The sequence below is a fragment of the Jatrophihabitans sp. genome (assembly GCF_036389215.1).
Classification (GTDB): domain Bacteria; phylum Actinomycetota; class Actinomycetes; order Mycobacteriales; family Jatrophihabitantaceae; genus Jatrophihabitans_A.
This window is the reverse complement of record NZ_DASVQG010000072.1, coordinates 1-13,904: the sequence shown is the minus strand read 5'-3', so window position 1 is coordinate 13,904 and position 13,904 is coordinate 1. Positions and strand designations below refer to the sequence as shown.

The window sequence follows — 13,904 nt, the reverse complement described above, 5'->3', positions numbered from 1 at the left end:
AGGTCAGGGCCGGCACCACGTTGGCCACGTTGCCCCCGCCGATCGTCGGGGCCAGGCCCAGTGCTGCCAGTACCGGGCCGACCGCGTCGGGAAAGGCGCAGTTGAGTACTACCGGCGAGCCGCCGTGCGCCCGCACCGCCTCGCCGAGCGCCCGGGCCGGAGCCAGATGCATCGGCAGCCACGGCCCGAATTGGGCCTCGTCGAGTTCGCGGAAGAGCTCGCTGGGAAGTTCGGTCAACCGCCGCCACGACTGGACGGAGGCGCAGTTGACCACCATGGTCGGCTCGAAGCGGTCCAGCACGTCGACCGCGCCGGCCGGCTCCTCCAGATCGAGGACGTGTCCGCTGATGTCACCGCGGTAACCATGGTTCATCGCGGTGAACCGCAGCAGGTTCGAATCCCGCTCGGCCAGTTCCTCGGACCGGGAGGTGACCCCGATCGCCTCGACCCTCGGGTCCAGCACCAGGGCGTTGGCGATCTTCTTCCCCAGGTCGCCGTAGCCGACGATCAGGATGCGGCAGTGTGGGGTCGGGCTCAGCTGCATGACGTTGCTCCTTCGGGCTGTGCTGATTCGTGCCGGGGTCGCTGCGCCGATCACGCTCAGCGCGGGTAGGCGCCGTTGTCGACCGGCAGCACCTTGCCGGTCAGGTTGCGGCTGGCGGGCGAGATGAGGAACTGGATGACCTCGGCCACCGAGTCGGCGTCCAGGCGGGTGCTCAGTTGTTCCTGGCGGGCGTATTCGGCATGGCGGTAGGGCGGTATCCGCTGCTCGATGGCGGTGCCCCGGACCAGCCCGGGCGAGACACAGTTGACCCGGACCCAGGGGGCGTAGTTCATCGCCTGGGACTTGGTCAGCCCGATCACCGCGGCCTTGGAGGATCCGTAGACGGCATCGGAGCTGCCGATCTCGCCCGCGGTCGAGGACAGGTTGACCACGCAGCCGGAATCCTGCCGCTCGACCAGTGGGGTGGCATAGGCCTGGGTGAGCAGCATCGGTGCCAGCACGTTGACCCAGTAGTCGCCCTCGATCCTCGGCACGTCGTAGGTGTGCAGCGGGTTGCCGCGATACATCCCGGCGTTATTGATCAGGGCGGCCGGCTTGTCGATCTTGCCGATCGCTTCGCACACCTGCTCGACGCCGCGCTGCCCCGACAGGTCTGCCCGCACGGTCCACGGCACACCCGGCAACTCGGCTGCCACTGACTCCAGCCCGTCGCCGTCGATATCGACGAGCAGCAACTCGTAGCCCGCGCCGGCCAGCCGCCGGGCCAGCGCGCGGCCGATGCCGTTCGCGGCGCCGGTCACGATGCAGGTTCCGGTGGCCGTCGTGGTTTCGGTCATCTCGATACCGCCTTCGTGGGAATCCGTTGCTGCAGCAGGGTGTAGATCTCGCTCGCCTCGGCGAGGACGTCCTCTAGTTCGGCAGGCACCGTCCAGTCGGCCGGAACGCTTGCGGCGCGCCCGAAACCCCGGCTCCGGGCCACGTCGACGTGCCATCCCGCCCACTTGGCCCAGTCGGCGTTCATGTCGGCCGGCCAGCTCAGGTGCCGCTCGTCGAAGGCAAGGCCGGCGAACTGGCACAGCTCGCCGATGGCCTCGACGGGGTCGACGTTCAGCCGCCCGGAGTCCAGGACCAGCAGCGCGGAGCCGGCCGCGTCGAGGTGGCAGTACCAGCGCCACAGGTCGGCATAGCCGAGGTTCTTGGCGGTGACCTGGCCACGCAGCTTGAGGTTGCTGTAGATGGTCTCGCGCGGCTCGCGCACCAGGATCACGTGGTGGCCGGCCAGCCACCGCGGATCGGCGCAGAGCTCGTCGATCGCGTGGTAGGGAAAGTCCTTGTGCACCAGGGGTTTCTCGGTGGGCTCGAGCAGCACCGCGGCTGCTTCCTCGTAGCTCCGGCCGCTGTCGCCGTCGAGCTCGGCATGATCGATCGGTTCGGCACGCAGGTGGATGTAGTAGTAGTCGGCCAGCACCTCGTGGTGGGTGAGAACGTCGCCCCGGTTCTGGAAGTAGCGTTCCAGAGCGGTCGATCGCGAGCGCGGATGGCTCCAGAGGGACAGCCTCATGCCGCGTGCACCCCCCCGATCAGCTTCAGGTGCGAGGAGCTGGCCTCCGCCAGCGTCTGCAGGAACTGCGGCATCGCCCAGAACTGGGCGGCGGGCAGATTCCGGTTGAAGAGCGGGCGGATCAGCTCGTGGGTGGGATCGAGGCCGGCCGCGTCGACCTCGTCGAGCAGGCCCGGATCCGGCTGGAAAACCTTGGCGGTGTCAATCAGTTCCAGTGCGGCGTAGGTGTCGGGCTTGATCGTGTAGGCAACCGGCTTGTCCAGGGTCGCGGTGAGGTGCACGCACTCCTCGGCCGCGCCCGGGTCGACCCGCACGCTCGAGAGCAGGATGGAGCTGCGTGGTTCGATCTCGGCGACCAGGTCGGCACCGAGCCGGGCCAGCGCCGCCTCGGCCAGCCGCAGGGCCCGGACGTCGAGTTGGGTCGTTCCACTGAAGGCCCGAACGGCATCGCCGACCCGACCGGTCATATGCGTGACGACCGTGCGGACGTGCTCGTTCTCCGAGCCGGTCAGCCGGCCGCGACCGGCGGCGACGGCTAGGGCGAAGGCCTCGAACTGCGCCAGGCTGAAGCTCAGGGTGCCGTTGACCGACACCCCGCGGCTGACCAGTTGCTCGATGGCGCGGTAGCCCTCCAGCGAGCCCGGCACCTTCACCATCACGTTCTGGGCGAGAGCGGCCAGCTGCAGGCCCTCCTCCACGATGGCGAGGGCGTCGAAGGTGTGCGCCGGCGACACCTGTGCCGAGACCCAGCCGTACCGGCCACCGGACGTGCGGTGCAGCGCGCGCATTGCTTCGGCCGCCGATGCGATGTGGGTGTGGTAGCAGCTGTCGCGGGTAGCGGCCGACCGCGGGCTGCCGCCACGGCTGCGCTGCCGGACCACGGAGTCGTACTCCTCGATGAGGATGGGGTTGGTCGTCACGCCGGTGAGCTGGGCCGCCAGTTGCGGTGAGCCCGCCGGGGACCGGCCGAAGTGGCCCAGGGTGCCGGCGACCGCATCGCCGGCCGGGGTGTCGGGGGCGTGGATGCGCGGGTGGGAGTCGAACCAGAATTCCAGGCCCGGGGTGGTGACTCGCGCTCTGCGGATCTCCTCGGCGAGTTCGGCATGGCCGCACCCATCGGCCCGCCGCGCTACTGCGGCAGGCTGTGCCACCCTCGCGCGCGCCGGCGTGGACCGCACTGCCTTCGGCGATACCTCCTTCGGCTGGAGCGGCTTCAGCCGCGGCGTGCTGTCCGGGGGGTCGGGCAGTACCGGCCGCGTCCGGCTGAGCACTCCGCTGGAAGGAGCCTGCTGTGGTACGCGCTCGGACACTGGGCGGTTCATACCGCAGCTCCCTGGGTAGCGAGGTTGGCAATGAGAAGGCGGGTCTGGAGGTGACTCCGACTGCGGGCCAGGGCCATCGGATGGGTGAGGACGGCCTCGTCCCGGGCGTAATGCAGGACTGCCATGCCGGCCGCATGCGCGGCGCGGATGCCGGCGTCGCTGTCCTCGACCGCGATGCAGCGACCGGCCGGCACCCCCAGGCCGGCTGCCGCTTGCAGGTATACGGTCGGTTCGGGCTTCCAGGACCGCAGGTCGTAGGCGCTGACGTACTGGCAGGCCGAGCCGGCGTCCAATCCGGCGCAGTGCAGGCCTTCGGTGACCTTCCAGCCGGGTGCGTTGGAGACGATCGAGTACGGAACTCCCATTCCGTCGAGCAACTCCTGCGCATGCGGCTCGGCGCGGAGGCGGCGGCGGTAGGCGGCGGAGACGCGCGCGCGATAATCGGGCACGAATGCATCGGGCGAGCCGGTCAACGGCAGCACCCCGAACAGCTCGGCGACCCAGGTCGCAACCTGGCGGCCGCGCAGCAACTCCAGCGCCTCGCCGGCGCCGAACCCCACGCCCTGCTCGGCCAGCATCGCCGTCAGGACGGTGGCCGACAACGACTCGCTGTCCACCAGGACGCCGTCACAGTCGAGCAAAGCCGCCAGAACCGGTGCGTCGATCGGTGCGCCACACATCGGACCGGTCCGCACCAACATCTTGCAATATAACCGCACCAAATGGATTTTCACAACAATTTGCCTGAAGTGCCCAGATTGCCTAACAAGGATTATCCATCCGTATACATGTTGTGTGGAGAAACCGTATTGAGGTACCTATGGCGCGAGGAAGCTCGCTATCTGCTTGACTGCGCAACTATGCACACGAGGACGGCATAGAAGCACTGCCGATTGGACGTGCACGACCGAAATCGCGAGCGGGGCGCCTCACGTATCAGGTGACGGGATCGCAACCTCAGCGGTATAGCTGCTGGCTGCTCGAAAAGATGGCATCGTAATCGCGCTCAGGTGCGAGCGCGCCGTCGGTGCGTTCGGGTCGTTCTCGGTAAAAAGGGGTGCAAGTGTGAAGGCGTACGTGGCTGTCCTGCGCATAGCGGACTACCGGTTGCTCTGGACGGCGCTGACGATCAACCTGCTGGGTGACGGCGCGACCTACACCGCGCTGGCCTGGATCACCGTGGAGCGTGCCGGCGCCGGCGGCCTCGGCGTGCTCGGGGTCTGCCTCACCCTGCCGGTGATCGCCGGCGGGGCGGTGATAGGCCCGCTGCTGGACCGGTTCTCCCGGCGCAAGCTCTTCATCTACGACTCGGTGTTCCGGGGTGTGGTGGTGGCGCTGATCCCGCTGGCAGCCGCGCTCGACCGGCTGGAGATGTGGCAGCTCTACGCGGTGGCGCTGATCTACGGCCTGCTCAAGATCATCCCGTTGGCCGGCACCCCGGCGGTCATTCCCGAACTGGTACCCGAGACCGAGCTTCAGGCGGCGTTCGGGTTGGAGTCCACCGCGATGGGCGCGGCCAACATCGTCGGGCCGGCGGTCGGCGCGCTGCTGATCACCCTGATCGGCTCCTCGAACGTGCTGCTGCTCGATGCCGCCACCTACCTGGTGTTCGCGTACCTGATCAGCCGGATCTCGGCACCGCTGGATCGCCCGGCCCGGGTCGAGGACGCCGACGGCAAGCGCCGGTCGGGCTGGGCACCGGTGTTCGACATGATCGTCCACGACAAGTTCCTGCTGTTGCTCACCCTGTCCTTCGCGTCCTTCAACATCGCCGTCGGCGCGCTGCTGGTCGCGCTGCCGTGGCTGGCCAAGTTCGAGTTCGACAGCGGCCCCGGCATTCTGGGGTTGCTGCTGGCCGTGCTGGCCGGTGCCGAGCTGGTCGGCTCGCTGGTCTCCGGCGCGCTCAAGACCTCGGAGAAGCAGATGATCCGGATCGGTCAGCTGCAGATCATCACCGGCGGCCTGCTGTTGCTGATGGTGCCCCGCAGCTTGCCGGTGATCGTGATCGCCTTGCTGCTGAACGGCATCCTGTCCGCTCCGATGACCGTGCTCGGCGGTGTCGTGCGGATGACCCGCACGCCCATGCAGATGCGCGGTCGCGCGATGACCCTGATGCGCACCACGATGGCCGGCGCGCTGCCCCTCGGCGCGGCGCTCGCCGGCATCCTGCTCAGCGGCAGCCACTACACCGAACTGGTGGTGGTGATGACCATTCTGGCCGCCACGCCGGGGATCTTCACGCTGCTGATCTTCCGCAGCATCCCGTTCCGGCTGGGGGTGAGCGCCGATGTCGACCGTCGCCCGGCCGCCGTCGAATCCTGAGCCGGTCGAGCTGGTTGCCGACCATCCCCGCTCCTGCGCGGCGGGCGCCGGTGCGGCCGGGCTGTCCTGGGTGCCGGTACCCGCCGGTGGCCACCAGCCGGCCGCCGTCCTCGCGGCCTTCCTGGTGGTGCTGTACAAGTACACCAGCCAGGCCGACCTGCTGCTCGACGTGGAGCTGGCCGGCCGGGCCGGCGCGCTGTCGGTGCGGGTCGACCCGAACGCGACCGCGGCACAGCTGCTGGCCACGGCGGCGCACGAGCCGGCCCGGCACAGCGCCGTTCGATTCACCGACCGGGTGGTGCCCCCGGAGGAGGCCGCCGATCTGGTGCTCAGTGCCGGCGAGGACGCCCTGCGGGTGGGTTACCGCCGCGGGCTGTTCGAACCCGTGACCGCGGCGCGGCTGGCCGAGCACCTGTGCCGGGCGCTGAGCCAACCGCGGCGTCCGGTGCGGGCGGTGGAACTGGTGAGCGAGGACGAGCGTGCCCTGATCCTCGGCCGGTTCAACGACACTGCCCGTCCGTACCCGGCGGACACGCCCGTCCACCGGTTGTTCGAGGAGCAGGTTCGCCGGGCGCCGGAGGCACTGGCCATCAGCTGGCGCGACCAGCGGCTGAGCTATGCCGATGTCGATGACCGGGCCGACGGGCTGTCCCGCGCGCTGCGGGCGAGCGGCGTGCGGCCCGGCGACCTGGTGGGGTTGCGCACCGGCCGCACCCCGGATCTGGTGGTGGGTGCCCTGGCGATCCTCAAGGCCGGCGCCGCCTACCTGCCGATCGATCCGGATTACCCGCCCGGCCGGGTGGAGTTCCTGCTCACCGACTCCGGCACCCGGGTGCTGATCACCGATTCCCCGATGGACTTCGAGTTCACCGGCACGGTGCTCGACCCCGGCGCCACCTCCGCCGCACCGAGCCCGGCAAAGCCGGAGCAGGCAGCGGCAGAGGCAGAGGCAGAGGCGAAGGCAGAGCCAGACCCGGCAGCGGCAGAACCGGCTGCCGGCTCCGCGGTGGCCTACCTGTGTTACACCTCCGGCACGACCGGCCGGCCCAAGGGCGTGCGGATCACCCACCGCAACGTGGTGCGGCTGGTCCGCGGGGTCGAGTACTCCGACCTCGGACCGCACACCCGCATCATGCCCACCGGCTCGATCTCCTTCGACGCCAGCACCTTCGAGCTGTGGGCGGCCATGCTCAACGGTGGCAGCCTGCACCTGGTCGGCAACGACGTGATACTCAGCGCGCGGGCGCTCAGCGCGGAGCTGACCGCCCAGCGGATCACCACGCTGTGGCTGACCTCGCCGCTGTTCAACCAGATCGTCGAGCAGGATCCGACGGCCTTCCGGCCGCTGCGCGAGCTGTTCACCGGTGGTGACGTACTGTCGCCGGCGCATGTCGCCAAGGTGCTGGACGCGTGCCCGGAGCTGATCCTGATCAACGCCTACGGGCCCACCGAGAACGGCACCTACTCCCTCACCTACCAGCTGGAGCGCAACGATCCGGCCCGCGCGGAGCTGGCCAGCATCCCGATCGGACGCCCGATCGCGAACTCCACGGCCTACGTGCTCGACGCCGATGGTGGCTTGTGCCCGATCGGCGTGCCAGGCGAGCTGTGCTTCGGCGGTCACGGGGTGGCCGCGGGCTATCTGGACCGTCCCGAGCTGACCGCCGAGAAGTTCGTCGCCGATCCGTTCACCGGTGCGGTGATGTACCGCAGCGGTGACCTCGGCCGGTTCCGGCCCGACGGCGTCATCGAGTTCCTCGGCCGCCGCGACCAGCAGGTGAAGGTGCGCGGTTTCCGGATCGAGCTGGGCGAGGTGGAGAACGTCCTGCTCAGCCACCCCGACGTCGCCGACGCCGTGGTCACGGCCCGCGCCCGCCGCAGCGGCGCTGACAAGTACCTCTGTGGCTATTACGTGGCGCGGCGGCCGGTCTCGGGTCTTCGGCAGCATCTGGAGCGAGTGCTGCCCGCGCACGCGGTGCCGGCCTACCTGGTGGAGCTCGCCGAACTGCCGTTGCACCGCAGTGGCAAGGTCGATCGCAGCCGGCTTCCCGAACCGGACGGTTCGCAGCTACTTGGCGGTGCCGAGTTCGTCGCGCCGCGCACCGAACTCGAGCGGGTACTGGTGGAGCTGGCCGAGGACGCCCTGGGCATGGTGGGGATCGGCATGCGACACGACCTGCGTGACCTGGGCTCGGACTCCCTCACCGCGACGCTGCTCGCCGGCGCGGTGGCCGAGCGGCTGGGGCGCCAACTGCCGGTCAGCGCGGTGCTGCGCAGCGGTTCGCTGGCCCGGCTCGCCGAGCTGGTGGACTGTGCGGAGCCGGCCGTCGCGGCGGTGATCCCGGCTGCCGAGGATGCGCCGGACTATCCACTCACCCCCCAGCAGCGCCAGCTCTACTTCGAACAGCTCAAGGATCCGACGGCGGTGCACTACAACGTGCCGGTCACCCTCGAGCTGCCCGCGGACACCGACCCGGACCGGCTGGTCGAGGCGCTGCGCCGGCTCGCCGAGCGCCATGACGCGCTGCGCACCCGCTTCGTGCTGGACGGCGAGGAGGTGCGTCAGCGGATCGAGGCGGCGATTACCCTGCCGCTGCGGATTGCCGGGACGGCGGACTCGCCGGCCCAGCCGCCGGCCCAGCCGCCGGACCGGCCACGACAGCCCCGCGGACCGGAGCAGGTCGCCCGGCCCTTCGCCCTCGACACGGCCCCGCTCTGGCGGGCCGAGCTGCGGCGCACCGAGGAGCACCTGCTGCTGCGCCTGGAGCTGCACCACCTGATCACCGACGGGTTCTCGCTGCAGATCCTGCTCACCGACCTGGCGGCGCTCTACGCGGGGCAGCCGGTTCCCGAGCCGGTCGTTCGCTACCGGGACTACGCGGCCTGGCTGGCCGGACCGGCAGGTGCCGCGTTGCGCCAGGAACACCGTGCCCACTGGCACAAGGTGTTCGCCACCCCGCCGGCCCGCGCGGACCTGCCCCTGTCGGTGGTTCGCCCGCCGCTGCGGGAACTGGCTGGCGACCTGGTGGAGTTCGACCTCGGCCGGGACCGGGCGAGCGCGCTGCGCGAGCTGGCCCGCAACCAGGACGTGACGCTGTTCGCGGTGCTCGCCGCCGCGCACGGCATCCTGCTGGCCCGGCTGACCGGAAGCCCGGACGTCGTGCTGGGCACGCCGGTGTCCGGGCGCACGGCGCCGGGACTGCACCGCACGGTAGGCATGCTGGCCAACACGGTGTGCTTGCGTACCACGGCGGACCCGGACCTGACCTTCGCCCAGTACCTGCGCCGGGTCGCCGACACCGCCGAGGAAGCCTTCGCGCATCAGGACCTTCCGTTCTCCGACGTCGTCGAGATGGCGGCACCGCGCCGCGACTACAGCCGCACGCCGCTGTTCGACGCGCTGATCGCGCTGCACAGCAGCCGCTACCTGCACGTCGACTTCGCCGGCCGGGGCGTCCAGGTACGCCTGGAGCCGACCGGCCAGACCGTCTTCGACCTGAACATGCAGATCTACGAGGCCGGCGACACCCTGCGGGTGGGCTGGCACCATTCGGCCACCTTGCTGCGGCGCGCCGATGTCGAGCTGTGGCGCGATGACTTCCTGCACGTCCTCGACACCGTGCGGGCAGATCCGGCGACACCGGTCGGCGCGTTCACCGCCGCGGCGCACGCCTTCGGCTCCGACTCAGCCTTCGACTTCGACCTTTGACCTTTGACCTTTGACCTTAGGACCATTCATGTCACACACCGATCCAGCTGTGCCGGTGACGAGCTTTCCGGTCGATTTCGCGCCGGGTGCCGAGCACGACCACTCCCTCGCCGGGCGCTCGGCCGACCTCCACCTGCTCCGGCTGCCGGCCGAACTGAGCTCGCGCTTGGACCGGATCAGCCGGGGCCAGGACGAGCTGCTGCAGGCCGTGCTGGCTGCCGCCGCGGTGGCGCTGCTCGGCCGCTACACCCGTGAGGAGGAGGTAGCGCTGGGGCTGCCGGGCGGCCGGGTGGTGCGCGCGGACCCGACCGGCACCCTGCGCGAGTTGCTCGGCCGGGTGGCCGGCGCGATGAAGGACACCGCTGCCGATCCTGCGCTGAGCACGGCGCACGACACCGCGGCCGGCCGGGGCGCCGACGTCCTGGTCGAGCTGGCGGCCGCGCCTCCAGCCGGCTCCGCCGGAGCCGGCGTGCGGTTCACCGGCTTTCGGGAGGACGGCGCGCTGGCCCTGGCCGTCAGCTACGACAGCTCGCGCTACGCCGCGACCAGCATCGGCTGGATCGCCCGGCAGTATCAGCTGCTGCTCGACACTGCCACCACCGAGCCGGACCGGCCGGTCACCGAGCTGCCGCTGAGCACCGCCGAGGACGCGGCGATCATCGCGGCCAGCAACGCCACCGAGCGCGACTTCGACACCGAAGCCACCATCCACGGCCTGTTCGCGCGGCAGGCCGCTGCCACTCCGGACGCGCCTGCGCTGCTGAGCTCCACGGGCACCCTGACCTACGCCGAGGTCGACGCCCGCTCCAACCAGCTGGCGCATACCTTGCGCGACCACGGAGTAGGCCCCGACGTGGTGGTGGCCCTGCTGGCCGAACGCTCGCCCGAGCTGATCGTCGCGATCCTGGCGGTGCTCAAGGCCGGCGGTGCGTACCTGCCGGTCGACCCGTCCTACCCGCCGGCGCGAATCGAGTACCTGCTCAGCGACAGCCACGCCGGGTTGGTGCTCACGCAGGCCCGCTTCAGCGATCTCCTCAGCGGCCTGGCCGGCACCGTCGGGCCGGCGCCGGTGCTCGATCTCGGCGCCCCGGCCAGCTACCGCGAGGACACCGGACCGGTGGAACCGAAGGGCGGCGCCGGTGATCTGGCCTACCTGATCTACACCTCGGGTTCGACCGGCGCTCCCAAGGGCGTGCTGATCGAGCATCGCAGCGTGGTCAACCGGCTGTCCTGGATGCAGAACGCCTACCCGATCTCAGCCGGGGACGTGCTGCTGCAGAAGACGTCGGTCTCCTTCGACGTCTCGGTCTGGGAACTGTTCTGGTGGGCGCTCACCGGCGCGGCGCTGGCGCTGCCCGATCCCGGCGCGGAGAAGGACCCGGCGCTGCTGGCGGCGGCGATCGAGCGGCATCAGGTGACCACCGTGCACTTCGTGCCCTCGATGCTGACGATGTTCGGCGTCTGGGCCGAGCGGGCCGGCGCATCCCGGCGATTGGCCAGCCTGCGGCGGGTGTTCGCCAGCGGCGAGGTGCTCACTCCCGGCCAGGTCAGCCAGTTCGAGCGGCTGCTCGACGGCGTTGAGTTGATCAACCTCTACGGCCCGACCGAGGCGACGGTGGACGTCACCCACCAACCGGTCCGGGGGTTGCGCGGGCTGGCCCGGCTGCCGATCGGCAGGCCGATCGACAACATCCGGATGTACGTCCTGGACTCCCGCGGCAGCCAACTGCCGGTGGGGATGCCCGGTGAGCTGTACGCCGCCGGCGCCGGCCTGGCCCGCGGCTACCTCGACCGGCCGGAGCTGACGGCCGAGCGGTTCGTCGACGGTGCCGGAGTGGGCGAGCGGCGGCTGTACCGCACCGGCGACCTGGCACGGTGGCTGCCGGACGGCTCGCTCGACTACCTGGGCCGGGTGGACCTGCAGGTGAAGGTGCGCGGGTTCCGGGTCGAGCTCGGCGGGATCGAGGAGCGGTTGCGGGCCCACCCGGCCGTGACCGACGCCGCCGTGGTTGCCGTCGACGACGGCTGGCAGACCTCGCTGCGGGGCTTCGTGGTGCTGCGCGAGCAGGCGCCGGAGTCCGCCTTGAAGCAGCACCTGCGGCAGGCGCTGCCCGAGCATGAGGTGCCGGGCCGGATCCTGGCGGTGGAGGAGTTGCCCCTGACACCCAATGGGAAACTCGATCGTGCCCGGCTTGCCCTGCCGAACGCCGGGCGCGCCAAGGCCGGCGCCCACATCGAGCCGCGCACCGCTACCGAGCAGGTCCTGGCCCGGATCTGGCGCGAGGTGCTCGGCAAGGACCGGATCGGCGTGCACGACAACTTCTTCGCCCTCGGCGGCAATTCCATCCACTTCGTCGAGGTGCTGGCCAAGTCGCGTGCCGCGGGCCTGGACTTCACCTTCGCGCAGCTGTTCCGCGCACAGACCATCGCCGCGCTTGCCGGCAGCATCGAGGCCGACGCGGCGGACGAGCATTCCGACGTGGCCGCCCGCGGCGGGTTCCAGCCGTTCGAGCTGATCTCGGCCGAGGACCGGGCGTTGCTGCCCGCCGACGCCGAGGACGCCTACCCGCTGTCGATGCTGCAGTCCGGGCTGATCTTCCAGACCGAGATCACCGGTGGCCTGGGCCAGTACCACGACGTGCTCAGCTATTCGGTCACTGGCTCCTTCGACGCCGAGGCCTTCACCGAGGCGGTCCGGCTGCTGAGCCTGCGCCACCCGATCCTGCGCACCACCTACCACCTCACCGGTTACAGCGAGTTCCTGCAGGTGGTGCACCGCCAGGTGCGCCCGCCGCTGTCGGTGGTGGACCTGCGGCAGCTGGACGAGCAGGCGCAGGCGGACTGGCACGAGCGATGGCTGGCGGCCGAGAAGGCGCGCCACTTCGACTGGGAGCGGGGCGAGCTGGTCACCCTGCACGTGCAGATCCTCGGCGAGGAGCTCTACCGCTATACCGTCAGCCAGCACAATTCGGCGCTGGACGGCTGGAGCATCAGCCTGCTGCACACCCAGCTTTTCCAGCTGTACTACCAGCTGCGCGAAGGCGGCGGCACCGCCACGTCCGAGGAGGCCGTGCCGGTGGACAACCACCTGCGCAACTTCATCGGCCTTGAACGTGAGGCGCTGCGCTCGACGGCGTCCCGGGACTTCTGGCTGCGGGTCCTGGACGGCGCGGAGTCGACGAACGTGCCGCGCCGGCCCGGTGCGGTCGACACCGACGACTTCCGGGTGGTGATGCGCGACGTGCCGCTGCCCGGCGGCCTCACCCAGCGGGTCAGCGCACTCGCCGACTCGCTCTCGGTGCCGTTCAAGGACGTGCTGCTGGCCGCTCACATGAAGGTGCTCGGCCTGGTGTCGGGGCGCTCGGAGGTCACCACCGGCTACGAGCACAGCGGCCGGCCGGAGCTGCCCGGTGCCGAGACGACGCTTGGCCTGCACCTCAACAGCCTGCCGTTCCGGATCGACCTTGGTAGCGGCGCCGAGCAGTCCTGGGCCGACCTGATCAGGCAGGTGTACCGGGCGGAGCTGGACCTGTTGCCGCACCGGCGTTACCCGATGGCCAAGATGAAGCAGGACCTCGGCACTCAGCGGGCACTGTTCGACACCACGTTCAACTTCACCCACTTCTACCTGCTGAAGAACCTGAAACAGCTGCCGGAGTTCTCGCTGCTGGAGGTGCGCGTGGATTCCGAGACCGAGTTCGTCTTCCGGACCGAGTTCTCCCGGCACTTCGTCGACGACGAGCTGCGGCTGTGCCTGCACTACCACAGCCACCTCTACGACCAGGCGCAGATCGACCGGATCGGTGGGTACTTCGTCCGGGTGCTGGAGTTGATGGCCGACGAGCCCACGGCCTCGCACACCGCCCGCTCGCTACTGGCCGCCGAGGACCGGGCGCTGATCGGCGTCGCGGCCGGCACCGCGCCGGCGGTGCCGGTTCCAGCTGCCGAGCCGGCGGGTGCGGCGTCCCAGTCGACGATGGATGCCATCGCCGAGGTCTGGGGGCAGGTGCTCAACTTGGCTGCCGAGCAGATCGAGGGCTCGGACGACTTCTTCGACCTCGGTGGCAACTCGCTGTCCGCCCTGCGGGTCGTGCTGGAGCTCGACGGCCTGATCACCTTGAGCGATCTCACCCGCTCTCCGCGATTGGACGAGCTGGCCCGGTTGGCCGACCGGCGCCAGCCACCCGCCGAGGAGCTGCTGCACCTGCTGTCGCCGACCGCCGGGGGCGCGCGCTGCGCGCTGATCTGCGTGCCCTACCCGTGCGGGCATCCGATCAACTTCAAGCCGCTGGCCGACTCGGTGGCGCGGTTGACCGACCAGATCGCGGTGTGGGGGGTCGAGCTGCCCGGCCACGCGCCGGTCTCGGGTGGGGAGTTCGCCGACATCACCGAGGCGGCGGGCCGGGCGGTCGCCGAGATCGAGGTCAAGGCCGACCTGCCGCTGATCCTGTGGGGGCACTGCGGCGGGGCGGCCGTCACGGTGGA

At 70.4% G+C, this 13,904-nt stretch carries 7 protein-coding genes and 1 pseudogene; 3 read left to right on the top strand and 5 right to left on the bottom strand.

The window, feature by feature from the left end; translation table 11 throughout:
- The 5 genes and pseudogenes from VF542_RS03415 to VF542_RS03395 form a co-directional block, all read right to left on the bottom strand.
- Window positions 1-544, bottom strand: a pseudogene (locus VF542_RS03415) (hypothetical protein); the annotation flags it as partial.
- A gap of 56 nt (window positions 545-600) precedes the next feature.
- On the bottom strand, window positions 601-1,341 hold the full coding sequence (locus VF542_RS03410) for an SDR family NAD(P)-dependent oxidoreductase (RefSeq protein WP_408650301.1): 741 nt from the start codon (window positions 1,339-1,341) through the stop codon (window positions 601-603).
- Window positions 1,338-2,066 carry a hypothetical protein gene (locus VF542_RS03405; protein WP_408650300.1) on the bottom strand — a complete coding sequence of 243 codons (729 nt, stop codon included), beginning with the start codon at window positions 2,064-2,066 and terminating at the stop codon, window positions 1,338-1,340. Before VF542_RS03405 ends, VF542_RS03410 begins: the two co-directional genes overlap by 4 nt.
- Window positions 2,063-3,217, bottom strand: a complete 1,155-nt coding sequence (locus tag VF542_RS03400; RefSeq protein WP_408650299.1) for a transaldolase family protein — start codon at window positions 3,215-3,217, stop codon at window positions 2,063-2,065. Before VF542_RS03400 ends, VF542_RS03405 begins: the two co-directional genes overlap by 4 nt.
- Before the next feature lie 167 nt (window positions 3,218-3,384).
- Window positions 3,385-4,089: an HAD family hydrolase gene (locus VF542_RS03395; protein ID WP_408650298.1), complete on the bottom strand. Its 705-nt coding sequence runs from the start codon at window positions 4,087-4,089 to the stop codon at window positions 3,385-3,387.
- Window positions 4,090-4,465: 376 nt separating this feature from the next.
- Here VF542_RS03395 and VF542_RS03390 point away from each other — a divergent pair, with 376 nt between their 5' ends.
- From VF542_RS03390 to VF542_RS03380, 3 genes are all read left to right on the top strand, one after another.
- Window positions 4,466-5,710, top strand: a complete 1,245-nt coding sequence (locus VF542_RS03390; protein ID WP_408650297.1) for an MFS transporter — start codon at window positions 4,466-4,468, stop codon at window positions 5,708-5,710.
- Window positions 5,676-9,419 (top strand): amino acid adenylation domain-containing protein, encoded by a 3,744-nt coding sequence (locus VF542_RS03385; RefSeq protein ID WP_408650296.1) that lies wholly within the window; start codon window positions 5,676-5,678, stop codon window positions 9,417-9,419. Before VF542_RS03390 ends, VF542_RS03385 begins: the two co-directional genes overlap by 35 nt.
- A gap of 28 nt (window positions 9,420-9,447) precedes the next feature.
- Window positions 9,448-13,904: amino acid adenylation domain-containing protein (locus VF542_RS03380; protein WP_408650295.1), on the top strand; the 4,457-nt coding region annotated here is incomplete at its 3' end.

What these genes read in the sequence shown, in the direction of transcription:
- VF542_RS03410 (WP_408650301.1), bottom strand. Translation starts at nt 1,341, where the DNA reads ATGACCGAAACCACGACGGCCACCGGAACCTGCATCGTGACCGGCGCC.
- VF542_RS03405 (WP_408650300.1), bottom strand. Translation starts at nt 2,066, where the DNA reads ATGAGGCTGTCCCTCTGGAGCCATCCGCGCTCGCGATCGACCGCTCTG.
- VF542_RS03395 (WP_408650298.1), bottom strand. Translation starts at nt 4,089, where the DNA reads ATGTTGGTGCGGACCGGTCCGATGTGTGGCGCACCGATCGACGCACCG.
- VF542_RS03385 (WP_408650296.1), top strand. Translation starts at nt 5,676, where the DNA reads ATGTCGACCGTCGCCCGGCCGCCGTCGAATCCTGAGCCGGTCGAGCTG.